Origin of the sequence: Paracoccus zhejiangensis, assembly GCF_002847445.1 — a bacterium.
Lineage (GTDB): Bacteria > Pseudomonadota > Alphaproteobacteria > Rhodobacterales > Rhodobacteraceae > Paracoccus > Paracoccus zhejiangensis.
This window is the reverse complement of sequence record NZ_CP025430.1, coordinates 669676-695614: the sequence shown is the minus strand read 5'-3', so window position 1 is coordinate 695614 and position 25939 is coordinate 669676. Positions and strand designations below refer to the sequence as shown.

Below are 25939 nucleotides of genomic sequence, written 5' to 3'. Positions count from 1 at the left end.
GCCTAGCCCGCCTCGTGCTTGCGCAGCTCGGTGCGGCCGATCACCCGGCGATGGACCGCATCGGGACCATCGGCGAAGCGCAGCATCCGGGCGTTCATCCACATATGCGCCAGGGGCGTGTCCTGGCTGATGCCGGTCGCGCCGAACATCTGCATCGCCTCGTCGATCACCTGCTGGGCCATCCGGGGCGCCGCGACCTTGATCTGGCTGACCCAGACGGCAGCCTCGCGCGGTCCGGCGGTGTCCATCATCCACGCCGCCTTGAGGCACAGAAGCCGGGCCTGCTCGATGGCGATGCGGCTTTCGGCGATGATGTCATGGTTCGCGCCCAGATCGGCCAGCTTCTTGCCGAAAGCCGTGCGGCTCAGCGCGCGGTCGCACATCAAGTCCAGCGCCCGTTCCGCCTGCCCGATCAGCCGCATGCAATGATGGATGCGCCCCGGCCCCAGCCGCCCCTGCGCGATCAGGAAGCCGTCGCCCTCGGTCTGCAGCAGCTGATCGGCCGGCACCCGGACATTGGTGAAGCGGATGTGCATGTGGCCGTGGGGCGCGTCGTCATGGCCGAAGATCTCCATCGGCCGCAGGATCTCGATGCCGGGCGTGCCGGGTTCCACGAGGATCTGGCTGTGGCGACGGTGCTTGTCGCCTTCAGGATCGGTCAGCACCATGACGATATAGAGGCCGCAGCGCGTATCGCCCGCGCCCGAACCCCAGTATTTCTCGCCATTCAGCACGTAATGGTCGCCGTCCCGCACGGCACTCAGCGCGATATTGGTGGCATCCGACGAGGCCACATCGGGTTCGGTCATCAGGTAGGCCGAGCGGATTTCGCCCGCCAGCAGCGGATCGAGCCAGCGGCGCTGCTGCGCCTCGGTGCCGAAACGCGCCAGCACGTCCATGTTGCCGGTATCCGGGGCGGAACAGTTGAACACCTCGGCGCCCAGATGCGACCGGCCCATTTCCTCGGCCAGCTGCGCATATTCCACCGTGGTCAGCGCATCCGGCCCGGCCCCGGTCAGGGCCTTGGTGCGCCAGAGGTTCCACAACCCCTGCTCCCGCGCCTTTGCCTTCAGCCCCTCGAGGATTTCGATCTGACGCGGTGTGCGCTCGAAACGGTCGGCGCCCTTGCCCACCTCGGCCAGAAACTCGTGATCCAGCGGGATGATCTCGTCGCGCACCATGCGGCGCACCTTGTCGAGGATTTCCTGCGCTTTCGGTCGCATCGTGAAGTCCATGAGTGCCTCCTTTGCCGCCGGTTCAGCGGGCGTGTTCGAAAAGATCCGGGCCGGTCTGCACCGACAGGCCCCCATCCAGCGGGATGATGGCGCCGGTTGTAAAGGCGCCTCCCCTGCCGGCGAGATACAGCGCGGTGCCCATCATGTCCTCGGCCGTGCCGATCCGGCCGGCGGGAATGGTGGCGGCGGTCTCGCGCCGGCCATCCTCGCTGTCGGTGGCGAAGGCGGTCATGTTCGACTGGAACGGCCCCGGCGCGATGGCATTGACGGTGATGCCCTGGGGCGCCAGTTCCTTGGCCAGGATGCGGGTCAGCTGATGCACCGCCGCCTTCGAGGCCGCATAGGACCAGGCGCTGCCGCCCAAGGGCGCGGTGCCCATGACCGAGCCGATATTGATGACGCGGGCGGGCGAGGTCTCGCTGGACGCGGCGCGCAATAGGTCGGTCAGGTCGCGGGTCAGGGTGAACAGCCCGGCGACGTTCAGGTCCATCACCTTGGCCCAGGCATCGAAGGGAAATTCCTCGTAGGCCGCGCCCCAGCTGCGCCCGGCATTGTTCACCAGCACGTCCAGGCGGTCGGTGCGGCGGCGCAGTTCGGCGGCCAGCGCGGCCACGCCCTCGGCCGAGCCGACGTCACCGCCGAAGCCCTCGGCATGGCCCGGATGGCCGGCGGCGTTCAGCTCTGCCGCCACCGCCTCGCAGGCCGCCGCCTTGCGCGAGGCGATCAGCACCCGCGCCCCGGCCATGACGAACCCCGTGGCGATCATCCGGCCGATGCCGGTGGCGCCGCCGGTGACCAGCACCACCTTGCCCTCTGCCGAGATCAACCCTGCCATCCCATCGGTCATCGCCATCCTCCTTCATCTCCAAGCTTGTCACAATACAACATACTCGGTAGTATGCCGTCAAGTCGAATGTCACGACGCCCGCCGCGGCGTCACCTTGGGAGGTTTCAAGATGCTGTCAGGACTGATGATGGATCGGCCGCTTTCGGTGCCCTCGATCCTTGATTACGCTGCCGAAATTCACGGCGAGCAGGAAATTGTCTCGGCCCGGGTCGAGGGCGACCGGCACCGTCAGAGCTTTGCCGCGACCCGCGAACGGGCGCTGCGCCTTGCCGCCGCCTTGCGGGCCATGGGCATCGAATCGGGCGACCGGGTGGCGACGCTCGCGTGGAACGGCTATCGTCATCTGGAACTGTATTACGCCATCGCCGGCATCGGCGCGGTCTGCCACACGATCAATCCCCGCCTCTTTCCCGAGCAGATTTCATGGATCGCGACTCACGCCGAGGATCGGGTGCTGTTCTTCGACGCCGACCTCGCCCCGCTGGTCGCCGATCTGGCACCGCAGTTGCCCAAGGGCATACGGCTCGTCTGCCTTGGCGACACCGCGCCCACCGCGCTGCCCGGCGCGCTGGCCTATGAGGCGCTGATCGCCGGGCACGCCCCCGCCAGCGGCTGGACCGAACTGCCCGAACGCGCGGCCTCGGGCCTCTGCTATACCTCGGGCACGACCGGCAATCCCAAGGGCGCGCTCTACAGCCACCGCTCGACCGTGCTGCACGCGATGGCCGCCGTGCTGGCGGTGCCGTCCTCGTTCGGCACGGATCAGCGGGTGCTGCCGGCGGTGCCGCTGTTCCATGTGAATGCCTGGGGCCTGCCCTTCTCGGCGCTTCTTTCCGGCACCGACCTAGTCATGCCGGGGCCGCGCCTCGACGGCGCCAGCCTGTTTCAGCTGATGGACCAGGAAGCCGTCACCGCCGCCTGGGGCGTGCCGACGGTCTGGTCGGGGCTGATCGACGAGATGCGGGCGCAGGGTCGCAAGCCGCGCGCCTTGCATAGCCTGCTGATCGGCGGTTCGGCGGTCAGCGAGGCGCAGATCCGGGCGCTGGAATCCGAGTTCGGCATCGCGGTGCTGCATGGCTGGGGCATGACGGAACTCAGCCCGCTCGGCAGCGTCACCCGCCCGCGCCGCGATCTGCCGCTCGAGGATCGCATCGCCAGCAAGCTGTCACAGGGCCAGCGTCTCTTCGGGGTCGAGATGCGGATCATCGGCGATGACGGCCAGCCTCGCGCGCAGGACGGGCAGGCCGTGGGCGAGCTGGCGGTGCGCGGCAACAATGTCATCGCCGGCTATTTCAACGATGCCGAGGCCAGTGCCCGCGCGCTGGACGAAACCGGCTGGTTCCGTACCGGTGATGTGTCGCGTATCGACGGGTCGGGCGCCATGACCATCGTCGACCGCACCAAGGATCTGATCAAGTCGGGCGGCGAATGGATTTCCTCGATCGACCTGGAAAACGCCGCGACCGGCTGCCCGGGCGTGGCACAGGCCGCCGCCATCGGCATCAGCCACGAGAAATGGGGCGAGCGGCCTTTGCTGGTCATCGTGCGCGAGGCCGGAGCGAGCGTGACCGGCGCGGCGATTGCCGCCCACCTGGGCGCGAGCCTTGCCAAATGGCAGATCCCCCAGCATATCGTTTTCCGCGACAGCCTGCCGATGACGGCGACCGGCAAGGTCTCGAAACTGGACCTGCGACGGATCATCAGTGCCGAGGGACTGCCCGAGGCCTAGAGCGAGGAGTTTGCGGTGAAGGCAAGCGCGACCGAACCGACCGACAGCCGCTTCGAGATCGTCGAGGCGGCAGCGGAATGCTTCATGCGCCGTGGCTATGACAAGACCACCATCGACGACATCGCCGATGCGCTTGGCGCCACCAAGGGCCGGGTCTACCACCACTTCCGCTCGAAGAACGCGATCTTCTTCGCCGTCTATCGCGAGGCCATGCGCTATTGCTTCGAGGCGGCGGACCCGATCATCGACCTGCCCCTGCCCGCCATCGAGCGGCTGACCCGAATGTGCGAGGCGCATGTGATGGTGATGATCACCCGGCTCAGCTTCCAGCGCGGCATCAAGCAGGGGCTGGAGATCCAGATGCGCGGCCCGACAACCGAGCATGAGCGCGAGGTGTTCCAGGAATTGCAGGGGCTGCGCGACGGCTACGAGGCGCTGTTCCGCCGGGTGCTGGCCGAGGGCAATGAAGATGGCACTCTGAATGCCGCCGATGTACCGCTGGCCGGGCGCACCATCCTTGGCGCGCTGAACGCCGTGCCCGACTGGTACCGCCCCCGCCCCGACGGCAAGACGCCCGAGGCGATTGCAACCGAGATGACGGCGTTTCTGATCCGGGGGTTGGCGGCGCGCTAACCGCGCGTCCGCGTCAGCCGGCAAGCTCGCCCTGCCGCAGCGCCATGGTCACCGCCTGCGCGGTGGTGGTGACGCCAAGCCGGCGGCGGATGCGGCGCAGGTGGTTCTCGACCGTGCGTTCCGACAGGTTCAGCGTGGCCGCGATCTCGTTCTGCCGCCGACCGGCCGCGATCCATGACAGCACCTCGCGCTCGCGCGGGGAGAGGCTGGGCGAAGGAAGCTCGACCGGCGGCACGATCAGCCGGCGCGCGGCGCGGAAGGCTGCGACCGCGACCAGCGCCAGCGCCATGCGCGCACCGGGCGAGGCATCGATGCGCAGACCGCCAAGGCTCATCGCGCCCTCGAGCCCCAGCGGCCCGAAGACCGGAACCTGCAAGCCGTGGATGCCCGGCCCGCGCGGCTGGCCCACGACCTGGTAGCTGTCCTCGCCATCCTTGGTCAGCTTGGTCCAGAAGAACGGCTCGTCGGCCTTCAGCATGTGGCGGGTGACCGGGCAGCGCCGGACATAGAGATCGGCATCGACGGGCTTGCCCGAGCCGAACCAGTCGCCCTCGACCCAGTAGATCCGCTCGAGGATCTCGTCGCGCTGTACCGACGCCGAGAAAAGGACGAAGCGGTCATAGCCAAGCGGCGCGCAGAAGGACCGGGTGCGGGATTGCAGCGCGGCGAGGCTGTCGCTCTGCCCGATGGCGAGCGCCGTGCGGAACGCGCCATCGGGCAGAGCCTTGTCCATCACCCCTTGGCGCCTTTCAGCAGTTCCGCAGCCGCCAATTGACCGAGCGCATTCCCCGCCAGCGGGCTGTCGCCGGTCAGCATCTTGCGGTCCTTCTGCACCGCGCCCGAGATGTCGTCATTCACGATCTCGAAGCCGAGCGCCTTCAGCTTCTCGCCGAATTTCCAGGTCAGGTGGCCGGGCATGTAGCCGATATCCGGGGTCTGGGCGTCCAGCGCATCGGGGAAGGCACAGATCTTGTAGCCGCGGAACAGGTCGCTGCCCTCGCCCACCGCCAGGAAGGCCGCCGGCCCGTGGCAGAGCGAGATGACGAACTTGTCGTTCGCCTGCGCCCATTCCAGCGCGGCCTTCACGTCTTCGCTTTCGGGCAGGCCGATCAGCGCGCCGTGGCCGCCGGGGATGAATACGCCGATATAGTCCGAATCCGGGCCAAGCGCGTCGCGCACCACATCGGCCAGTTTCAGCGGCGTCTTGATCTGGTCGCGGTACTTGGCAAAGAGGCCCTTCACCTCCTCGTCCTGCGCGGGCATCGCCCACATCTCGAACTTGACCGGGTTGCCAGACACCGTGGCGATGTCGAACTGGAAGCCCGCCTTGTCCAGGTGATACATCGGCAGCAGGGTTTCGACCGGGTGGTTGCCGGTCGAGAACATGGTGCCGTTGTCGGTCAGGAGATAGCGTTCATCCGCCCCGATCATCAGGATCTTCCAGCGCCCGCCGGTATAGGGCTGGGGGTAATCCGCGCCGGAGAGGTTGGATTTCGGCGAGGTGAACTGGCTCAGCGAATAGGGCGAGGGGAAGAAGGCATTATCCTCGGCCGGATCGGGCTGCGGGCGCTTGTCATCGCTGTTCGGGTTGCTCATCGGGTCCTCCGGTCATGATCTGTCGCAGGGGGACAGATGACCATGCCGGGGCCGTGCGGGCAATGCGGGATTTCCCTCAACGGGTGAGGGAAATCCGCAAGCCCGCCTGCGCCGTGTCAGCCCGCCAGCAGTCCGACATTGCCACCGGCGGCGGTGGTATCGACGCAGAGATGGCGTTCATGCGCGACATGGGCCTGGTCGGGACGCGCCGTCAGCAGCGGCAGGATCTCGCCCTCGCGGCTGGCGAGCGCCCGGGCATGGGCCCGGCCCGTTGCCGCATCGCCCCACCAGATCGCCGCCGAGATCCCCTCGACCATGGCCAGCGCCTGCGGGCTGACGGCGCCGCCCGCCGGGATCGCCAGACCACCCAGAGCGGTAACGGCCTGCACCTGCGCCGCCTCGGCCTCGGCCCCCGGACCAAGGCACAGCACCGGGCCACGGCTGAGCAGCGTCAGCCGGTTCAGTTCGCCCGTCGGGCCGGGCATCAACCGCTCGCTGATCTTCTGCGGGCGCGCGGCGCTGAGGGCGAATTGCAGCCGCGAAATATCCGCCGGCTGCGCCTCTGCGGTGACCTCGGCCACCACCTCGGGCGCGAAGAAGCGGGCGAGGTAGAGCGGACCGCCGGCCTTCGGCCCGGTGCCCGACAGACCCTCGCCGCCAAAGGGCTGGCTACCCACCACCGCGCCGATCTGGTTGCGGTTCACATAGATATTGCCGACCTTGATCGCCTCGCTGATCTCCTGCACGCGGGTGTCGATGCGGGTGTGCAAACCGAAGGTCAGGCCGAAACCCTTGGCATTGATCGCCTCGACCACGCGGGGCAGATTCTTGCCCTTGAAGGTTGCGACATGCAGGACCGGGCCGAAGATCTCGCGGTCCATCTCCTCGATGCCGTTCACCTTGAGCAGCGTCGGCGCGATGAAGCTGCCCTGCCCCGGCACGTCCAACTGATGCAGGATGCTGCTGCGCTTCGCGCTCAGGTAATCGGCAATGCCAGCCTGTGCGCGCGGATCGATGACCGGGCCAATATCCGTGGACAGGAACCACGGATCGCCCACCACCTGCTGATCCATCGCGCCCTTGATCATCTCGATCAGATGGGGCGCGATGTCCTCCTGCACGTAGAGGCAGCGCAGGGCCGAGCAGCGCTGGCCGGCCGAACGGAAGGCCGAGGCGACGATATCGCGCACCGCCTGTTCGGGCAGCGCGGTGGAATCGACGATCATGGCGTTCAGCCCGCCGGTTTCCGCGATCAGCGGCGTGCCGGGGTCCAGATGTTCGGCCATGTTCTGGGCGATGGTCCGCGCCGTGGCGGTCGAGCCGGTGAAGACCACGCCCTTGATGCGCTGGTCCGAGGCCAGCGCCGTGCCGACCACCGCGCCGCGCCCCGGCAGCAGCTGCAGCGCCGCCTGCGGCACCCCGGCCTGATGCAGCAGCCGCACGCCAAGCGTGGCGATCTGCGGCGTCGTCTCGGCGGGCTTTGCCAGCACCGCATTGCCTGCCATCAGCGCGGCGGCAATCTGCCCGGTGAAGATCGCCAGCGGGAAGTTCCACGGGCTGATGGCGGCGATGATCCCGCGCGCGCTGCCGTTCGCGGCCTCGCCTTCGGCGGCATAGTAGCGCAGGAAATCCACCGCCTCCCGCAACTCGCCCACGGCATCGCCAAGGGTCTTGCCGGCCTCGCGGGTCAGCGTGGCGAAGATAGGGCCGAAGTTTTCCTCGTAAAGCTCGGCAGCGCGGCGCAGCACGGCGGCACGCTCGGCAGGCGGGGCGTCCCAAAGACGGGCATCCTCGATCGCGCGGGTGACGGAGGCGGCGTCGACCTCGATCCCCAACCCGATGACCTCGCCGGTGGCGGGGTTGGTGATCGGCGCGTCGGTTCCGCTGGCCGGGCGGACGGTCAGCGCCTTGGCCTCGACCTGAACACCCGAACGGGCCGCCGCGATCCGGGCCAGCGTCGCCTCGTCATTCAGGTCAAAGCCCGCAGCATTCACCCGGCCCGCGCCAAAGATCGCCGCCGGGGCCTTCAGCGAGGCCGGGGACTGCGCCTCGGCAAGCGCCTCGAAGGGATCGCGGGCCACGTCCTCGGGGCGGATCGATTCATCGACGATCTGGTTCACGAAGGAGGAGTTCGCCCCGTTCTCCAGCAGCCGCCGGACCAGATAGGCCAGAAGGTCGCGATGCGCGCCGACCGGGGCATAGATTCGGCAGCGGCCTCCCCCATTTTTATCCGCGCTATCCGTCAGCACGATGTCATGCAGCCGCTCGCCCATGCCATGCAGGCGCTGGAATTCGAAGGGCGTGTCGCCCGCCAGATCAAGGATCGCGGCGACGGTCTGGGCGTTATGGGTGGCGAATTGCGGATAGATGCGATCGCCGTAGCCGATCAGCTTCTTGGCGTTCGCGATGTAGCTGACATCGGTGGCGGTCTTGCTGGTGAACAGCGGGAAATCAGCGAAGCCTTCGACCTGCGCGCGCTTGATCTCGGTATCCCAATAGGCGCCCTTGACCAGCCGCACCATGATCCGCCGGTCCAGCCTTTGGGTCAGGGCGTAAAGCCAGTCGATCACCTCGCCGGCGCGCTTGCCATAGGCCTGAACGACCACGCCGAACCCGTCCCAACCGGCGAGCGAGGGGTCCGACAGCACGGCCTCGATCACCTTCAGAGACAGGACCAGCCGGTCCTGTTCCTCGGCGTCGATGTTCATGCCCATGCCGGCGGCCTTGGCCTGCCGCGCCAGATCCAGCACCACCGGCACCAGTTCGGCCATCACCCGGGCCTCCTGCGCCACCTCGTAGCGCGGATGCAGCGCCGAAAGCTTGATCGAGATGCCGGGATTGGCTTCGACCGAGCCCTTGGTGCAGGCGCCGGCAATGGCGGTGATGGCCTTGCGATACTCGGCGGCATAGCGCACCGCATCGCCCGCCGTCATCGCCGCCTCGCCCAGCATGTCATAGCTGTAGGTGAAGCCCTGCGCCTCGCGGGTGCGCGCCCGGTCCAGCGCCGCATCGATGGTCTGGCCCAGCACGAATTGCCGGCCCATCTCGCGCATGGCGCGACCGACAGCGGTGCGGATGAAGGGTTCGCCCATGCGCTTGACCAGCCCGCGCAGGGTGCCGGCGATGCCCGGCTGATCGGCGTCCAGCACCCGGCCGGTCCACATCAGCGCCCAGGTCGAGGCATTGACCAGCGAGGACGAGGCTTCGCCCAAGTGCCGGCCCCAGTCCGAGGGGGCGATCTTGTCCTCGATCAGCGCGTCGATGGTGGCATTGTCGGGAACGCGCAGCATCGCCTCGGCCAGACACATCAGCGCCACGCCCTCGCGGGTCGAAAGCCCGTATTCCGACAGGAAATGCTCCATCAGCGAGGGCCGGGCCTGACTGCGGATGCGGCGCACCAGATCGGCGGCGCGGTCAGTGATGCGCGCGCGTTGCTCGGCGCTCAGCGCGGCCTCGGTGACCAGACGGTCAAGCAGCGCCGCTTCGGGCTGGAATTTTGCGGTGGCAGGAAAGGCGATCGACAGGTCATAGGGCATGGGGCATCTCCTCGGCTCGTCGCCTCAATATCCAAAGCCCGCTAGACGATGTGACTTATGACGACCTATATTCTAGGCGAAACGCCTGAAACATCGCCGGATTCTTGCCGATATGAACATTGACGATCCGATCAACCGCAAGATCCTCGCCGAACTGGTCGCCAATGCCCGCATCCCGATGAGCGAACTGGCCGAGCGGGTGGGTCTGTCGAAGACCCCGGTGGCACAGCGGGTGCGGCAGATGGAGGAGATCGGCCTCATCACCGGCTACCGCGCCATCCTGTCGCCGCTGAAACTGGGCCTGACCCATGTCACCTATGTCGAGGTGAAGATGAGCGATACGCGTCAGGTGGCGCTGGACCGTTTCAACGCCGGCGTGCGGCTGATCGCCGAGATCGAGGAATGCTACATGATCGCGGGCGGCTTCGATTACCTCTTGAAGGTCCGCTCGCGCGACATGGTGCATTTCCGCCAGATCATGGCCGAGCGCATCTCGACCCTGCCCTTCATCCACGCCACCTCCAGCTATGTCTCGATGGAGGCGGTGGTCGAGCAGAACTGGACCGGCGAGTTCGACTGAACGGGTTAGGGTCGGCTCAGGCGGCGGCCACGCCCGTGGCCCGGGTCAGCATGCCGAAGAGGTCGCGCGGGTCATCGGGATCGGCCAAGAGGTCCAGTTCCTGATAGAGCCCGGTCCCCTGCATCCGGTCGCGGACATAGCGCAGCGCCGAGAAATCCTCGGTCGCAAAGCCCACGCCGTCGAACAGGGTGATCTGGCGCGCGTCGCGGCGGCCTTGGGCGGCGCCAGTGACGACCTGCCAGAACTCGGTGACGGGAAAATCCTCGGGCATCTGCTGGATCTCACCCTCGATCCGGGTCTGCGGCGGGTATTCGACGAACACATCCGCGCGCGTGAGGATGCCCGGATGCAGTTCGGTCTTGCCCGGGCAGTCGCCGCCGATGGCGTTGATATGGACGCCCGCGCCGACCATGTTGTCGCTGAGGATGGTGGCATATTGCTTGTCGGCGGTGCAGGTGGTGATGATCTGCGCCCCCAGAATCGCCTCTTCCGCGGTCTTGCAGGCGGTCAGTTCAAAGCCGCGCCCGGCCAGGTTGCGCATCGCCTTGGCGGTGGCGCGCGGGTCAATGTCGTAAAGCCGCAGCTTGGTCACGCCACAGATCGCCTGCATCGCCAGCGCCTGGAACTCGGACTGCGCGCCATTGCCGATCAGCGCCATCGTGTCCGCCCCCGAAGGCGCCAGATATTTCGCCACCAGCGCCGAGGTCGCGGCGGTGCGCAGCGCGGTCAGCAGCGTCATCTCGGTCAGAAGCACCGGGTAGCCGGTCGCCACATCGGCCAGTAGGCCGAAGGCGGTGACGGTCTGCAGCCCCTCGCGGGTGTTCTTGGGATGGCCGTTCACGTATTTGAAGCCATAGGTCTCGCCATCCGAGGTCGGCATCAGCTCGATCACCCCTTCCTTGGAATGGGCGGCGACGCGGGGGGTCTTGTCGAACAGCTCCCACCGGCGGAAATCATCCTCGATATAGCCGGCCAGACCGGAGAGCATCTCGGCCACGCCGATCCGGTTCACCAGCCGCATCATGTTCTCGACGCTGACGAAGGGCACGAAGGCCAGTTCAGAGGGTTTGGGGGCGGTCATCTCGAGTCTCTTTCATGGGTTGCCCCATCATCCACCACGCAGATTGCAGGCGATATATCGAACCTGATGGATTTTCGCGGGTTTGCTGTGCATATTGCGGGCGTCAACTGTACAATTTGCTGGAAGCCACATGGACCGAAGCCCTGCCAAACCCATCTTCGACGACCTCGACCGCCAGTTGATCGCGCTTCTCCGCAAGGATGGCCGCGCCCCGGTGGCGAAGCTGGCCGAGATCATGGATGTCTCGCGCGGGACGGTGCAGACCCGGCTGGACCGGCTCTTGTCCTCGGGCGCGCTCTTGGGCTTCACCGCCCGCGTGCGCGAGGATTACGACGACAATGCCGTGCGCGCGGTGATGATGATAGAGGTGGCTGGCCGCAACACCAGCCATGTCATCAACCGTCTGCGCGGTCTGCCCGAGTTGCACACCTTGCACACCACTAGCGGCAAATGGGACCTCGTGGCCGAGATCGTGGTCGAGAACTTGACCGAGTTCGACCGCATCCTGCGCGAGGTGCGGCTGGTCGACGGGGTGATGAACAGCGAGACGAGCATCCTGCTGTCGAGCATTTGAGAGAAAATTCTTCTCTTTTTCGCCGAGATCCCCCGGAATCGCCGCCCCTCATTGCGATTTATCAACCGAACCGCCACCTCTCCTCCTGCGTTTCCTCGGTGGAGGTCACCATGCGTTACCATCAGGGCCGGCTGATCGACCATGTTCATCTGCGGGTCAGCGATTTTGACAGGTCGGTTGAATTTTACACGGCGATTTTCGAAGCCCTCGGCGTGGCGGACCATGCCCATGTCGGGCGCGACTGGATGGAGCTTGACGAGCTTTACATCGATGTCGCCGGCTCGCGGCAGATCGTCTCGCAGGTTCATATCGCCCTGCAGGCCGCGGACCGCGCGGCGGTGGATCGCTTCCATGCCGCGGGTCTGGCGAATGGCGGGCGTGACAATGGCCCGCCGGGACTGCGCGACTATCACCCCGATTATTACGCCGCCTACCTGCTGGACCCCGATGGCAACAATATCGAGGCCAAGGTGGATGGCCGGGTGCGCCGCCGCTCGGCCGGCTCGGTCGATGTCGAGACCGACTGATCCTCAGCCCAGATCGGCGCCGAGACCCTGCATCAGCGGGATGAAATCGGGGAAAGAGGTCATGATCGGGCTGCCGTCATCGACGCTGACCGGCTGATCGGTGGCGAGGCCGAGAACGAGGAAGGACATGGCAATGCGGTGATCGAGATGGGTCACCGCGCTGGCGCCGCCCGGCACGCGCGGCGCGCCATGAACGGTCATGCTGTCCGGTGTTTCAACGACGGTGACGCCATTGGCTTCCAGCCCGCGCGCCATGGCATCGATCCGGTCGCTTTCCTTGACCCGCAACTCCGCCACGCCATTCATCACCGTCCGCCCTTCGGCAAAGCTGGCGATGACCGAGAGGATGGGGAATTCGTCGATCATGCTGGCGGCGCGATCGGCGGGCACCTCGACACCCTTCAGCGGGCCGTGGCGCACCAGCAGATCGGCGACCGGCTCGCCGCCTTCCTCGCGCGGGTTCTCGAAGGTGATATCCGCTCCCATCTCCAGCAGCGTGACGTAAAGCCCGTCCCGCGTCGGGTTGCGGCTGACGCCCGGCACCCGGATTTCAGACCCCGGCACGATCAGCGCCGCCGCCACCGGAAAGGCCGCGCTGGAGGGATCGCGCGGCACCGCGACGGGCTGCCCCCTGAGTTCCGGCCGGCCGGTCAGGGTGATGACATGGCCTTCCTCGGTCTTTTCGGTGCGGATCGTCGCGCCGAAGCCGGCCAGCATCCGCTCGGAATGGTCGCGGGTGGGCTCCGCCTCGATCACCACCGTCTCGCCCGGGGCGTTCAGCCCGGCCAGCAGCACCGCCGACTTGATCTGCGCCGATGCCACCGGGGTCTTGTAGCGGACCGGCACCGGATCGACCGCGCCGGTGATGGTCACGGGCAGCCGCCCGCCCTCGCGCGCCACGATCTGGCTGCCGAACAGCGCCAGCGGATCGGTCACGCGGCCCATGGGGCGCTTCGACAGGCTGGCATCGCCGGTGAAGGTGGCGGTGATCGGCGTCGTCGCCATCGCCCCCATGATCAGCCGCACGCCGGTGCCGGAATTTCCGCAATCGATCACGTCCTCGGGCTCGGCAAAGCCGCCGACGCCGACGCCATGGACGACCCATTCGCCCTCGCCGGTGCGCTGCACGTCAGCACCAAAGGCGCGCATGGCCTTGGCGGTGTCCAGCACATCCTCGCCTTCCAAGAGGCCGGTGATCCGGGTCTCGCCCACCGACAGCGCGCCAAGGATCAGCGCGCGGTGGCTGATCGACTTGTCGCCCGGCACCTGCGCCACGCCGGTCAGCGGGCCCGAGCGGCGGGCGGTCATCGGGCGGGGGTCGGTTCCGTGGGACATGGGGATTCCTCGTGATTGCGCGGCTCTTTTACCGCTAGCACCCGGCACTCGCCACCACCTTCTTGCGGCGGGGTGACGCAGTTCCTAGAACCGGGCGAAGAAGGAGATCCCGATGGACGAGTTGAACGCCCTGACCGCGCTGGCCGACCCGCAGAAGGCCGCCGAGATGGCTGCCTATCACAAGGCCGAACGCCCCTATCTCGGCGTCCCGGTGCCAGAGGTCGAGGCGCTGGTGGCCGAGTGGCGGGCGGCGCGCGATCTGCCGGGCCGGGTGGCGCTGGCCGAGGCGCTGTGGTCCAGCAATATCCACGAGGCGCGGGTGGCAGCGGCGAAACTGCTGACGCAGGCCCGGCTGCCCGATGACGGCGCGGTCTGGGATCTGCTCGCCAGTTGGGTACCCGATTTCGATGGCTGGGCGCTGGCCGATCACGCCATGTCGGCGGCCTCGCGCCGGCTGGTCGCCCATCCCGAACGGCTGGACCAGGTCGAGGGCTGGACCCGCTCGGACCATCTCTGGACCCGCCGCGCCGCGCTGGTTGGCACCCTGCCCTGGGCCAAGATGAACAACCCCAAGCCCGATGACCTGACCCGGCGCGAGCGGGTGCTGGGCTGGGCGGCGGGCCTTGTGGAAGACCGCGAATGGTTCATCCAGAAGGCCATCGCCTGGTGGCTCAGGGACCTGTCTAAACGCGATGCGCCGCGGGTGCGGGCGTTTCTGGACGAACACGGGGCGCAGATGAAACCCTTCGCCCGGCGCGAGGCCGGGCGGTTGATTGCGCGCGAAACCCCTTAGGACTTGAACACCTCGAGCGTCGGCAGGTCGGTCAGCGACACGCCCAGCAATTGCAGCGCGGGCAGCGAGACCTGAGATCCCGCGCTGGCCGGACCATCCAGCGGGATCAGATCGACCTTGGCCGATTTGCCATTGGCCGGGTTGACGATCCGGCCGACGCCGCGCGACTTGACCAGCGGGGTCTTGATCCAGAAGCCGGGCTCGGTCGCATCGCCAAGCGAGGCCACGGTGCTGCCAAGCTTGGTCTCGGCCTCGGCCGAAGGCGCTGCGGCGGCGGCGCGTTGTTCGGTGGTGGTGGTGTTCAGCGAGGCGGCGCTGGCCCGCGCCGCCGGGCGCGGGGCGGGCGCGCGGGTGATGGCGGCGGCAGCCTCGATCTTCGCGGCGGTGGCGGCATCGACCGGGGCTTCGCTCGCCGCCGTGGTGGTCGTGGTGCCGGCCGGGCGGGACGCGGTGGTGCTTTGCAGACCGGTGCAGCCGGCCAGCGCGATCGCCGGCGTCAGCAGCAGCAGGGTGCGGAACGGGGTCATCTGTAACCTCCTCCAGGGTGTTTTGCCCGCAGCCTAGATGTGCCGCGGCAAAGCGTCCACTGGCGGCTGCGTGATCGGCGGAACCTTGTGCCAAGCCTGCCACGCGACTACATGTCAGCTTATGGACATGATGCCGCTGATCGATCCCTTTGCCCGCCCGATCACCTATCTTCGGGTGTCGGTCACCGATCGCTGCGATTTCCGCTGTACCTATTGCATGACCGAGCACATGCAGTTCCTGCCGAAAAAGGAACTGCTGACGCTGGAAGAGCTGGACCGGCTCTGCTCGGCCTTCATCGGCCTTGGTGTCAGGAAGCTGCGCATCACCGGCGGAGAACCGCTGGTCCGGCGCGGCATCATGGATTTCTTCCGCCAGGCCTCGCGCCATCTTGGTCAGGGTCTGGACGAGCTGACCCTGACCACCAATGGCAGCCAGCTCGCGCGTTTCGCGGGTGAGCTGGTCGATTGCGGCGTGCGGCGGATCAATGTCTCGCTGGATACGCTCGACCCCGACAAGTTCGCCGCCATCACCCGCTGGGGCCGGCTGGCACAGGTTCTGGACGGCATCGAGGCGGCCAAGCGCGCCGGGATGCGGGTCAAGATCAATGCCGTGGCGCTGAAGGGTTTCAACGAGCCGGAACTGTTCGATCTGGTCGCGTGGTGCGCCGAGAACGACCACGACCTGACCTTCATCGAGGTCATGCCGATGGGCGAGATGGGCGAAGAGGACCGGCTGGACCAGTATTGGCCGCTGTCGGACCTGCGCGCCCGGCTGGCCGAACGCTTTACGCTGATCGACTTGGCCGAACGGACCGGCGGCCCGGCGCGCTATGTCCGGCTGTCCGAGACGGGCCAGAAGATCGGCTTCATCACGCCGCTGACCCATAATTTCTGCGAAAGCTGCAACCGGGTGCGGGTGACCTGCACGGGCGAGCTTTACATGTGCCTCGGGCAGGAAGACCGCGCCGACCTGCGCGCGCCGCTGCGCGCCAGCAACGATGACGCGGCGCTGGTGGCGGCGATCCGCGAAGCGATCAGCCGCAAGCCCAAGGGCCATGATTTCGATTATTCCCGCCAGACCGTCGCCGGCCAGGTCAGCCGCCACATGAGCCATACCGGCGGCTGAAGCCACGCAGAAGAAAGGTCACCCCACGAGAGCCCCCGAGGGGGAACCGGGGCCGTGGGGTGCCTCGCTTCGAAGGATCCGGGGATTGCGCCCCCGTCCCTGGCACCCTCTTCGCACAGCCGGATTAAGATCGGGTAAAGTCGCGCCCGCCCCTGCAGGGCGGGCGGCCTTTACAGGTTCGACGGCGCCAGCATCCCCTGCCCGAGGATGTGATCGGCCGCCTTCTCGCCGCTCATGATCGAGGGTGCGTTCAGGTTACCATTGGTGATCCGCGGGAAGATCGAGCTGTCGGCCACCCTGAGACCCTTGACGCCGATCACCCGCAACTCGGGATCGACCACCGCATCGGGGTCATCGGCCGCCCCCACCCGCGCGGTGCCGCAGGGGTGATAGGCCGATTCGGCGTGTTCGCGGATGAAGGCGTCGATCTGGGCATCGGTCGTGACTGCCGCGCCCGGCTGGATCTCGTCGCCGCGATAGTCGTCGAAGGCCGATTGGCCAAAGATCTCGCGCGTCAGGCGGACGCAGGCGCGGAACTCGGTCCAGTCATCGGGATGGGACATGTAGTTGAAGCGGATCTCGGGCGCGGTCTCGGGATCGCCCGAGGCAAGCCGCACCGTGCCGCGTGATTTCGACCGCATCGGCCCGACATGGGCCTGGAACCCGTGCCCCTCGGCCGCCGCCTTGCCGTCATAGCGCACCGCCAGGGGCAGGAAGTGATACTGGATATCGGGATAATCCACCTTATCCGACGAGCGGATGAAGCCGCAGCTTTCGAACTGGTTCGAGGCGCCCAGCCCGGTCCGGCGCAGCAGCCATTCGGCACCGACCCGGCCCTTGCCGAAGAAGTTGTAATAGGAGAACAGCGTCACCGGCTTGGTGGCGCGGTACTGCATGTAGATCTCGAGATGATCCTGCAGGTTCGCGCCGACGCCCGGCCGGTCGGCGCGCAGCGCGATGCCGTGGTCCTTCAGGTGCTCGGCCGGGCCGATGCCCGAGAGCATCAGCAGTTTCGGCGTATTGATCGAACTGGCCGACAGGATCACCTCGGCCCGCGCGCGGATCACCTCGGTCCGGCGGCGGCGGGTCAGTTCGACACCCACCGCCCGGTCACCGTCGAACACCACGCGCCGGGCGAAGCCGGTGATCACCTGCAGCCGCCCCGAGCGCATCGCCGGACGCAGGTAGGCATTGGCGGCGGACCAGCGGCGGCCGTTCCAGATGGTCGCCTCCATCGGCCCGAACCCCTCCTGCTCGGCGCCGTTATAGTCGGGGGTCAGCGGGTAGCCGGCCTGTTCCCCCGCCGAGATGAAGGCATCGAACAGCGGGTTCTTGCGCGGGCCGCGCGTCACATGCAGCGGGCCGTCGGTGCCGCGATAGTCCGAGGGACCGTTGCCGCCGTGCCATGTCTCCATGCGTTTGAAATAGGGCAGCACATGGGCATAGTCCCAGCCTTCCGCCCCGCTGTCGGCCCAATGGTCGAAATCGGCGCGGTTGCCGCGCACGAAGACCATGCCGTTGATCGAAGAGGACCCGCCCAGCACCTTGCCGCGCGGCGTTGCCAGCCGGCGATTGCCCAGGTGCGGCTCGGGCTCGGACGAGAATCCCCAGTCATAGCGCGCCATGTTCATCGGATAGCTGAGCGCACCCGGCATCTGGATGAAGGGGCCGTAATCGGTGCCTCCGAACTCGATCAGCGCGACCGAACGCCCAGCCTGAACCAGCCGATAGGCCAGCGCACAACCGGCAGAACCGGCACCGACGATGACATAATCCGCCTCTGCCATCATGCCCTCAACGCGTCGTAGGAGATCATCACATGCTGGCGATAGGCCGGGCGGTCCTGCAACAGTGCATACCAGCCCTCGACCACGGGGCGCGGGCGGCGCGGCAGGTCCAGCGTGAACCAGCGATAGAGATAGTGGCCGGCGATGATGTCGGCGAGGGTGAAGTCAGGCCCGGTCAGCCAGTCGTGCCGGGTCAGCTGTGCCTCGATCATGTCGAGCGACTGTTCCCACCGGGCGATATTGGCGGCCAGTTGCCGGGCGTCACGCTCGGCCTCGGGGGTGCGGAACGACAGCCAGAAGACCGGGTAGGTGAAATGGTTGGCGCCCTCGTGCTTGGCCCATTCCGCCCACATGTCGACCCGCGCCCGCGCCACCGGATCGGCCGGCCAGAAGGCCCCGCCATCGCCATAGCGGCTGGCGAGATAGCGCAGGATGGCGCAGCTTTCCCACATCACCAGATCGCCGTCCTTCAGCGTCGGCACCCGGCCATGCGGGTTCATCGCGCGGTAGTCGGCCGTGTCCAGCTTGCCGAAGCGATGGCCGGCATCGATGCGGTTGACCGGCAGGCCCAGCTCGGCCGCGCCCCACATGACGGCCTGCACATTGGAACTGTCGGCGCGGCCCCAGACGGTGATCGGCTCAGTAGGGCGCATCGACGCCCCCCATGCCGACATAGACCGATTTCACCTGCGAATAATGCTCGATGGCGGCGGCGGAGTTTTCGCGCCCCAGACCCGACAGCTTCACCCCGCCAAAGGGCGCCTCGACCGGGGTGAGGTTATAGGCGTTGATCCAGCAGGTCCCCGCCTCGAGCCGCGCCGCGACGCGATGGCCGCGGGCCAGATCGCGGGTAAAGACCCCGGCGGCCAGACCATAGGGCGTGGCATTGGCGCGGGCGATCACCTCATCCTCATCGGCGAAGGACAGCGCCGTCAGCACCGGGCCAAAGATTTCCTCGCGGGCGATGGCCATCGCGTCGGTGGCATCGGCAAAGACCGTGGGCGGCACAAAGGCCCCCTCGCCCGGACCACCCGCCACCAGCCGCGCGCCCTCGGCCTGACCGGCAGCGATGGCCTCGCGGATCTTGGCGGCCTGCGCGGCATTGATGATCGGGCCGAACTGCGTTTCCGGGTCGCGCGGATCGCCGATGCGGACGGTGGCGATACGTTCGGCCAGCCGGGCCAGAAAGGCCTCGCGGATACCCTCCTGCACGAAGACCCGCGTGCCGTTCGAGCAGACCTGGCCCGAGGAATAGAAATTCGCCATGATCGCGGCGCCCACGGCGGCCTCGAGATCGGCATCGTCAAAGACGATCAGCGGCGACTTGCCACCCAGTTCCAGCGTCACGTGGCGCAGCCCCTCGGCGGCGGCGGCATAGACGCGCTGGCCGGTGGCGACCGAGCCGGTCAGCGAGACCTTGGCCACCCGCGCATCCGTGGTCAGCGCCGCGCCTACCGCGCCGCGCCCCTGCACCACGTTGAAGAGGCCCGCCGGCAACCCGGCCTCGGTGAAGATCTCGGCCAGTTTCAGCGCGCCGAGCGGGGTCTCCTCGGAGGGCTTGAAGACCATGGCATTGCCCATGACCAGCGCCGGCGCCGACTTCCAGCAGGCGATCTGGCTGGGATAGTTCCACGCCCCGATCCCGGCGCAAAGGCCAAGCGGCTCGCGGATGGTATAGACCCAGTCGCGGCCAAGCGGGATCATCTGGCCGGTCAGCGTCGCCGCCAGCCCGCCGAAATATTCCAGCGCAGCCGCCCCGGATTCCCAGTCCGCCACCAGCGTCTCCTGCAGCGGCTTGCCGGTATCCAGCGTCTCCAGCATCGACAGTTCTTCGTTGCGTTCGCGGATGATCGCCGCCGCACGCAGCAGCACCCGGCCGCGTTCCACCGGGGCCAGCGCCGCCCATGCGGGCTGGGCGCGGCTGGCGGCGGCGCAGGCCTCGGCCACCTGCGCAACGCTCGCCTCGTGCAACAGCGCGATCTGGCTGCCGTCATAGGGGAACAGCACCGGCAGGGCGGCGCCCTGCCCCTCGACGAAGGATCCATCGATATAGAGGCTGGCCTTGGGCTGGGTCTCAATGGTCATTTCAGGGTCTCGTTCAGATAATCGTCAATCATGCGGATCGCCGCCGCGCCATTGGCGGGGCCACGGCCAAGGGCGGCGCGCAGGTAAACCCCGTCGATCAGCGCCGCCAGCGTGTCGGCCACCCGCTCGGGCCGGTCGGTCAGTGGCCGCAGCGCCACCAGCAGGTTCGAGCGCAGCCGGCGGTGATAGACCGTCAGCAGCCGCGCGGCCTGATCGTTCACCCGTGAAAGCGCGTAGAAATTCAGCCAGGCGCTGATCACCTCCTGATGGAAGTTCGGCTCGTCGAAACTGGCGGCGATGATCGCGTCCAGCCGCTTGCGCGGGGCGCCACCCGGCAGACGATCACGCACCGAATCGCGGTATCCGTTCAGCACATGGCGCATCGCAGCGAGGAACATCTGGTCCTTCGAGCCGAAATAATGATGCGCCAGCGCCGAGGACATGCCCGCCTCGCGGGCTATCTGGGCCACCGTCACATCAAGGCTGCCCGCCCGCCCGACGGCAGCAATTGCCGCGTTGATCAGCGCGGCTTTTCGGATAGGCTCGGCCCCGAGCTTGGGCATGGGATCACACCCCCGGCGTAAGAAAAAAGTTGCGTCTTTAGCGCGTATCAGGTTTTTAATTGACTGGTCAATCAACAAAACAGGGAGATAAACATGACACTCACCCGCATCATCGCCGCCGCACTGGCCGCCACCGCACTGGCCGGCCCGGCGCTGTCGCAGGAAGCCGAGGACTGCAAATCCATCGTCTTCTCGGATGTCGGCTGGACCGACATCACCGCCACCACGGCGGTGGCGACGACGATCCTGCAGGCGCTCGGCTATGACACCGAGATCAAGGTCCTGTCGGTGCCGGTGACCTACACAGCGCTGTCGACGGATGATGTGGACGTGTTCCTTGGCAACTGGATGCCGACGATGGAGGCCGACATTGCCCCCTACCGCGATGCCGGCACGGTCGACACGGTGCGCACCAACCTGACGGGCGCGAAATACACGCTGGCGACCAACAAGGCCGGCAAGGATCTGGGCATCGACAGCTTCGAGAAGATCGCCGAGCACAAGGATGCGCTGGACGGCAAGATCTATGGCATCGAGCCGGGCAATGACGGCAACCGCCTGCTGCTCGACATGGTGGCCGGGGACAAGTTCGGGCTGGGTACCTTCGAGGTGGTCGAATCGAGCGAACAGGGGATGCTGGCGCAGGTCACCCGCGCCGATCAGGCCAGCGAGCCGATCGTCTTCCTCGGTTGGGAACCCCACCCGATGAACGCCGCGCATGAGCTGACCTATCTGGAAGGCGGCGACGAGGTCTTTGGCCCCAACCTGGGCGGCGCCGAGGTGGCAACGAATACCCGCGCCGGCTATGTCGCAGCCTGCCCCAATGTCGGGAAATTCCTGCAAAATCTCGAGTTCACCCTGGCACTGGAAAACGAGGTGATGGGCAAGATCCTGAATGACGGCGCCGACCCGGCCGATGCCGCCAAGGAGTGGCTGACCGCCAATCCCGACGCCGCCACCCCCTGGCTCGACGGCGTGACCACCTTTGACGGCGGCGATGCCAAGGCGGCGCTGACCGAGGCGCTGGCAGGCTGAACGCCGCCAGTGTCATGAACCATACCGGCCCGCGACGCGCGGGCCGGTTTCATAACGAGACCGGGAAAGCAGGGACGCGCTGAATGGAGCAACTGACCAATCTGGTGACCGATCACAAGATCCCGGTCGGCAAGGGGGCAAAGGCGGTTTTCGACTGGCTGAACGCCCATGCCGCATGGCTGTTTGAGGCCATCTCGGACGGGCTGAACGCGCTGATCGCCGGCATCCTCTGGCTCTTGGAGACGCCGCATCCCTTCGTGCTGATCGGGGTCTTCGTGGCGCTGACGTGGTTCCTGCAGAAGAACTGGAAGACCTGCCTGCTGGTGCTTCTGGGCCTCCTCTTCATCCTCAACCAGGATTACTGGGAAGAGACCATGCAGTCGCTGACGCTGGTGCTGTCGGCCTGCGTGGTCTGCATGGCGGTCGGCGTGCCGATCGGCATCGCGGTTGCGCACCGGCCGAGGCTCTATGCCTGGGTGCGCCCCGTGCTGGACCTGATGCAGACACTGCCGACCTTCGTCTACCTGATCCCGGCCATCGTCTTCTTCGGCATCGGCATGGTGCCGGGCCTGATCGCCACGGTGATCTTTGTCCTGCCCGCGCCGATCCGGCTGACGCATCTGGGCATCTCCTCCACCCCGATGTCGCTGATCGAGGCCGCCACCGCCTTCGGCGCCACGCCCCGGCAACTCTTGTGGAAGGTCGAACTGCCAAGCGCCCTGCCGCAGATCATGGCCGGGCTGAACCAGACCATCATGCTGTCGCTGTCCATGGTCGTTATCGCCGCGCTGGTCGGGGCCTCGGGGCTTGGCGTGCCAGTGGTCCGGGCACTGAACAGCGTGAACACGGCGCTTGGGTTCGAATCCGGCTTCATCATCGTCATCGTGGCGATCATGCTGGACCGGATGCTGCGGATGGAGGATCGGTGATGGCCGAAATGGGCGAGAATGCCGTCGAATTCGACCGGGTCTGCATCGTCTTCGGTGACAAGCCCGAAAGCGCCCTGCCGCTGATGGACCAGGGGCTGGAGCGCGGGCCGATCAAGGCCGAGACCGGGCAGGTGCTGGGCGTGCATGATTGCAGCCTGTCAGTGAAGCAGGGCGAGATCCTGGTGCTGATGGGCCTCTCGGGCTCGGGCAAGTCCACGCTGCTGCGCGCGGTCAATGCGCTGAATGATGTCTGCCGCGGCGAGGTGCGGGTGCGCACCGACGAAGGCATGACCTCGGTGACCGGCGCGGGAAAGCGGGCGCTGCGTGATATCCGCCTGAGGCAGGTGGCGATGGTCTTCCAGCAATTCGGCCTGCTGCCTTGGCGCACGGTGCGCGAGAATGTCGGGCTGGGGCTGGAACTCGCGGGCCTCTCGCCCGCCGAGCGCGCCGAGAAGGTGGACCGGCAGCTGGCCACCGTCGGGTTGACCGATTGGGCCGATCGCAAGGTTGGCGATCTTTCGGGCGGGATGCAGCAGCGCGTTGGCCTTGCCCGCGCCTTTGCCACCGAGGCGCCGATCCTCTTGATGGACGAACCCTTCTCGGCGCTGGATCCACTGATCCGCACCCGGCTGCAGGATGAACTGCTGGAATTGCAGGCCAAGACCCGGCGCACCATCGTCTTCGTCAGCCATGACCTCGACGAGGCCTTCAAGCTGGGCAATCGCATCGCGCTGATGGAGGGCGGGCGCATCGTCCAGATCGGCACCGCGCGCGAGATCATCGCCAACCCGGTCAATGGCTATGTCGCCGATTTCGTCGCCCATATGAACCCGCTTGGCGTGTTGACCGCCGAGGACATGGTCGAACCCGGCGAGGCCGAGGGGGCGCCGCTGCCCCGCGACCTGCCGGTGCGCGAGGTGATGGGACGGCTGGCGGAACACGCATCGCTGCCGGTCGAGGGCGGCGGGCGCGTCACCCGCGACGGCGTGCTGGCCCGGCTGATCGCGCCGCGCGGTTCGGACCGGATCTAGCCGGGAAAAATGACAGATTTGCGATATTTTGCGCAGCGGGCCCCCGGCCCGGCTGCCGAGGTTGCGGTGCCCGGACCGCGGCGATAAGCATTCCCCCAGCACCACAGCCGGAGCCTTGCGCATTGCCCTTTGCCTTGCCCCATCGGTCCCCGAGACCCGCCCGGTTGAACAAGGAACCCCATTCATGAAAATCATTATCCTCGGCGGCGACGGCTTTTGCGGCTGGCCCTCGGCCCTGCATCTTTCCGCCCGCGGCCATGACGTCGTGATCGTCGACAACCTCTCGCGCCGCAAGATCGACGTGGAGCTTGAGGTCACCTCGCTGACCCCGATCCGCCCGCTTGGCGAGCGCATCCGGGCGTGGAAGGAACTGACTGGCCGCGAGATCCGCTTTGAAAACTTCACCGTGGGCGAGCATTACCACCGGCTACTGACGCTTCTGCGCGAGGAAAAGCCCGATGCGGTGATCCATTTCGCCGAGCAGCGCGCCGCGCCCTATTCGATGAAATCGAGCTGGCACAAGCGTTACACCGTCAACAACAACCTGAACGCCACCAATGACGTGCTGGCCGCCATCGTGGAAAGCGGGCAGGACATCCACCTGGTGCATCTGGGCACCATGGGCGTCTATGGCTATGGCACAGCGGGAATGAAAATTCCCGAAGGTTATCTAGATGTTCTGGTCGAAACCGAGAACGGACCTCACCGTCAGGAGATCCTCTATCCGGCCAATCCGGGCAGCATCTACCACATGACCAAGACCCAGGATCAGCTGTTCTTCTTCTACTACAACAAGAATGACGGGGTGCGGATCACCGACCTGCATCAGGGCATCGTCTGGGGGACCCAGACGGAGGAGACCCGGCTGGATGAACGGCTGATCAACCGTTTCGACTATGATGGAGATTACGGCACGGTGCTGAACCGCTTCCTGATGCAGGCGGCGGTGAACTATCCGCTGACCGTCCACGGCACCGGCGGCCAGACCCGCGCCTTCATCCACATTCAGGACACTTGCCGCTGCATCGAGCTGGCGCTGTCGAACCCGCCGCAGAAGGGCGAGCGGGTGAACATCCTGAACCAGATGACCGAGACCCACCGCGTCCGCGACCTGGCGCAGATGATCGCCGATCAGACCGGGGCCGAGGTGGCCTTCCTGAAGAACCCAAGGAACGAGGCCGACGAGAACGAGTTGCACGTCGCCAATGACCGTTTCCTCGGTCTGGGACTGGAGCCGATCAAGCTTCAGGACGGGCTTCTGGCCGAGGTACAGGAGATCGCCCGGAAATATGCCGAGCGCGCGGACCGGGAGAAGATCCCCTGCGTGTCGCAATGGCGCAGCTGACTGCGGAACAGAGGGCCAGCGCCGGCCCGTGGGAAGGCGCTGCCGGGGCCGGAACGATGTGCTTTATGGTGCCAAGCCCCTCTTCTGCCTGAATGCAGGACCAGCGGCACCAAAGCGCCTGCCCGGGGGACGGGCCGGCGCTGGCCCGGGCGGGCTTCGCCCTTGTCCCCGGGCGGGGTCTGCAGGCGGCCGGTCACTCCACCAGCCCCTGCGGCTCCAGCACCAGGATCGTCGGCTGCGGCGGCAGCGTGCCAAGCGAAACCGTCACCTCGCTGATCCCCGGCCGCTCGACCCGGAACTCGCCCGACATGCCGGCCAGAAACGCCTCGAGCCGGCCATCGTTGAACCAGTGCATCGGGATGACCAGCGAGCTGTGCAGCCGTTCGACCACGCGCATCATCACCGATTGCGCCATGGTCATGCTGCCATCAACCGGCACCATCAGCACATCGACCCGGCCAAGCGCGGCATACTGGGCGTCGCTCGGCTCCTGATGCAGATGGCCCAGATGGGCGACGCAGAGATTGGCCAGCTCGAAAACGAAGATGGAATTGCCGTTCTCTTCGACCGCGCCAAAGCTGCGGATATCGGTGGTGACATTGCGGATCAGCACGTCTCCCAACTCGGCATGATGATCCGCACCGATGCCGAACTGCTCCGACCAGCCGCGGAACACATGCTCTATTCCGTCGAGATTTTCCGACCAATGACTTGAATGCGCACGATTCATCGTCACCGCATCGGGGCGGAATGTGGTCGGACCCAGATAGCCGTTATAGTCGGTAACGATGTCCACGCCGCCCTCGCTCTGGATCAGGAACATCGAATGATCGACATAGCTGATGCGCAGGCTGCGCTCGGGCACCGGGTCGGTCCAGCTGGCCTGTTGCAGGAACTCGATCCCCGGCGCGGCCTCGGCGATGGCGATGCAATGGCTGTAGCGCCGATCCTGCGCGGCGGCGGGCAGGGCCAGAAGGTAGGCGAGGAAGGCGATGACGGCGGATGTCTGGGGCATGGGCGTCACTCCGGCTTTCGGGGATGATAG

The 25939-nt window shown here is 66.8% G+C and carries 23 protein-coding genes and 1 pseudogene; 11 read left to right on the top strand and 13 right to left on the bottom strand.

Annotated features, from left to right (window positions below):
• Positions 1–2: 2 nt before the first annotated feature.
• A complete protein-coding gene (locus CX676_RS03540; protein WP_101751384.1) occupies positions 3–1235 on the bottom strand; it encodes an acyl-CoA dehydrogenase family protein in 1233 nt (410 codons plus the stop codon).
• A 22-nt stretch (positions 1236–1257) separates the two neighbouring features.
• Positions 1258–2082: an SDR family NAD(P)-dependent oxidoreductase gene (locus CX676_RS03535; protein WP_232816573.1), complete on the bottom strand. Its 825-nt coding sequence runs from the start codon at positions 2080–2082 to the stop codon at positions 1258–1260.
• 109 nt (positions 2083–2191) lie between these two features.
• Between CX676_RS03535 and CX676_RS03530 the strand changes: the two genes are divergently transcribed.
• Together CX676_RS03530 and CX676_RS03525 are read left to right on the top strand one after the other, a co-directional pair.
• A complete protein-coding gene (locus CX676_RS03530; protein WP_232816572.1) occupies positions 2192–3811 on the top strand; it encodes a long-chain fatty acid--CoA ligase in 1620 nt (539 codons plus the stop codon).
• A gap of 15 nt (positions 3812–3826) precedes the next feature.
• A complete protein-coding gene (locus CX676_RS03525; protein ID WP_101751383.1) occupies positions 3827–4444 on the top strand; it encodes a TetR/AcrR family transcriptional regulator in 618 nt (205 codons plus the stop codon).
• 13 nt (positions 4445–4457) lie between these two features.
• On the opposite strand, the gene CX676_RS03520 is transcribed toward CX676_RS03525, so the two are convergent.
• The 3 genes from CX676_RS03520 to putA form a co-directional block, all read right to left on the bottom strand.
• Complete coding sequence (locus CX676_RS03520; RefSeq protein ID WP_101751382.1) at positions 4458–5177, bottom strand: PA1136 family autoinducer-binding transcriptional regulator; 720 nt, start codon at positions 5175–5177, stop codon at positions 4458–4460.
• Positions 5177–6040, bottom strand: coding sequence for a glyoxalase III HchA (gene hchA, locus CX676_RS03515; RefSeq protein ID WP_101751381.1), 864 nt, complete (start codon positions 6038–6040; stop codon positions 5177–5179). Before hchA ends, CX676_RS03520 begins: the two co-directional genes overlap by 1 nt.
• Before the next feature lie 116 nt (positions 6041–6156).
• The gene (putA, locus tag CX676_RS03510; protein ID WP_101751380.1) at positions 6157–9576 is read right to left on the bottom strand and encodes a bifunctional proline dehydrogenase/L-glutamate gamma-semialdehyde dehydrogenase PutA; all 3420 of its coding nucleotides are present in this window, start codon (positions 9574–9576) and stop codon (positions 6157–6159) included.
• Between the two features lie 112 nt (positions 9577–9688).
• On the opposite strand from putA, the gene CX676_RS03505 reads away from it, so the two are divergent.
• Positions 9689–10156, top strand: a complete 468-nt coding sequence (locus CX676_RS03505; protein ID WP_101751379.1) for an Lrp/AsnC family transcriptional regulator — start codon at positions 9689–9691, stop codon at positions 10154–10156.
• 16 nt (positions 10157–10172) lie between these two features.
• On the opposite strand, the gene CX676_RS03500 is transcribed toward CX676_RS03505, so the two are convergent.
• Entirely contained in the window at positions 10173–11237 is a 1065-nt protein-coding gene (locus CX676_RS03500; RefSeq protein ID WP_101751378.1) for an ornithine cyclodeaminase, read from the bottom strand.
• A gap of 130 nt (positions 11238–11367) precedes the next feature.
• Between CX676_RS03500 and CX676_RS03495 the strand changes: the two genes are divergently transcribed.
• Both CX676_RS03495 and CX676_RS03490 read left to right on the top strand, forming a co-directional pair.
• Entirely contained in the window at positions 11368–11811 is a 444-nt protein-coding gene (locus tag CX676_RS03495) for an Lrp/AsnC family transcriptional regulator (RefSeq protein ID WP_101751377.1), read from the top strand.
• Between the two features lie 110 nt (positions 11812–11921).
• Positions 11922–12338, top strand: a complete 417-nt coding sequence (locus tag CX676_RS03490) for a VOC family protein (RefSeq protein ID WP_101754120.1) — start codon at positions 11922–11924, stop codon at positions 12336–12338.
• A gap of 3 nt (positions 12339–12341) precedes the next feature.
• On the opposite strand, the gene aroA is transcribed toward CX676_RS03490, so the two are convergent.
• The gene (gene aroA / locus CX676_RS03485) at positions 12342–13673 is read right to left on the bottom strand and encodes a 3-phosphoshikimate 1-carboxyvinyltransferase (RefSeq protein ID WP_101751376.1); all 1332 of its coding nucleotides are present in this window, start codon (positions 13671–13673) and stop codon (positions 12342–12344) included.
• A 112-nt stretch (positions 13674–13785) separates the two neighbouring features.
• On the opposite strand from aroA, the gene CX676_RS03480 reads away from it, so the two are divergent.
• On the top strand, positions 13786–14466 hold the full coding sequence (locus tag CX676_RS03480) for a DNA alkylation repair protein (protein WP_101751375.1): 681 nt from the start codon (positions 13786–13788) through the stop codon (positions 14464–14466).
• Here CX676_RS03480 and CX676_RS03475 read toward each other — a convergent pair.
• The gene (locus CX676_RS03475) at positions 14463–14993 is read right to left on the bottom strand and encodes a hypothetical protein (protein WP_101751374.1); all 531 of its coding nucleotides are present in this window, start codon (positions 14991–14993) and stop codon (positions 14463–14465) included. The two genes, CX676_RS03480 and CX676_RS03475, sit on opposite strands and share 4 nt — an antisense overlap.
• A gap of 121 nt (positions 14994–15114) precedes the next feature.
• Here CX676_RS03475 and moaA point away from each other — a divergent pair, with 121 nt between their 5' ends.
• Entirely contained in the window at positions 15115–16119 is a 1005-nt protein-coding gene (gene moaA / locus CX676_RS03470; RefSeq protein WP_101751373.1) for a GTP 3',8-cyclase MoaA, read from the top strand.
• A gap of 170 nt (positions 16120–16289) precedes the next feature.
• Here moaA and betA read toward each other — a convergent pair whose 3' ends face one another.
• The 4 genes from betA to betI are packed head-to-tail and all read right to left on the bottom strand — an operon-like array spanning position 16290 to position 20554.
• On the bottom strand, positions 16290–17906 hold the full coding sequence (gene betA, locus CX676_RS03465) for a choline dehydrogenase (protein ID WP_101754119.1): 1617 nt from the start codon (positions 17904–17906) through the stop codon (positions 16290–16292).
• Positions 17906–18559 carry a glutathione S-transferase family protein gene (locus tag CX676_RS03460; RefSeq protein WP_101751372.1) on the bottom strand — a complete coding sequence of 218 codons (654 nt, stop codon included), beginning with the start codon at positions 18557–18559 and terminating at the stop codon, positions 17906–17908. Before CX676_RS03460 ends, betA begins: the two co-directional genes overlap by 1 nt.
• Complete coding sequence (gene betB / locus CX676_RS03455; RefSeq protein ID WP_198590322.1) at positions 18546–19985, bottom strand: betaine-aldehyde dehydrogenase; 1440 nt, start codon at positions 19983–19985, stop codon at positions 18546–18548. Before betB ends, CX676_RS03460 begins: the two co-directional genes overlap by 14 nt.
• Positions 19986–19987: 2 nt before the next feature.
• Entirely contained in the window at positions 19988–20554 is a 567-nt protein-coding gene (gene betI / locus CX676_RS03450; protein ID WP_101751370.1) for a transcriptional regulator BetI, read from the bottom strand.
• 93 nt (positions 20555–20647) lie between these two features.
• Here betI and choX point away from each other — a divergent pair, with 93 nt between their 5' ends.
• The 4 genes and pseudogenes from choX to CX676_RS03430 all read left to right on the top strand — a co-directional run.
• Positions 20648–21589 carry a choline ABC transporter substrate-binding protein gene (gene choX, locus CX676_RS03445; protein ID WP_101751369.1) on the top strand — a complete coding sequence of 314 codons (942 nt, stop codon included), beginning with the start codon at positions 20648–20650 and terminating at the stop codon, positions 21587–21589.
• A gap of 83 nt (positions 21590–21672) precedes the next feature.
• Entirely contained in the window at positions 21673–22518 is an 846-nt protein-coding gene (choW, locus tag CX676_RS03440; protein ID WP_101751368.1) for a choline ABC transporter permease subunit, read from the top strand.
• Positions 22518–23549: a choline ABC transporter ATP-binding protein gene (choV, locus tag CX676_RS03435; protein WP_101751367.1), complete on the top strand. Its 1032-nt coding sequence runs from the start codon at positions 22518–22520 to the stop codon at positions 23547–23549. The genes choW and choV overlap by 1 nt, the downstream gene beginning before the upstream one ends.
• 184 nt (positions 23550–23733) lie before the next feature.
• Positions 23734–24940: pseudogene (locus CX676_RS03430) on the top strand (NAD-dependent epimerase/dehydratase family protein); the annotation flags it as partial.
• Between the two features lie 147 nt (positions 24941–25087).
• On the opposite strand, the gene CX676_RS03425 reads toward CX676_RS03430, so the two are convergent.
• Positions 25088–25909, bottom strand: a complete 822-nt coding sequence (locus CX676_RS03425; protein ID WP_101751365.1) for an MBL fold metallo-hydrolase — start codon at positions 25907–25909, stop codon at positions 25088–25090.
• Positions 25910–25939: the final 30 nt, after the last annotated feature.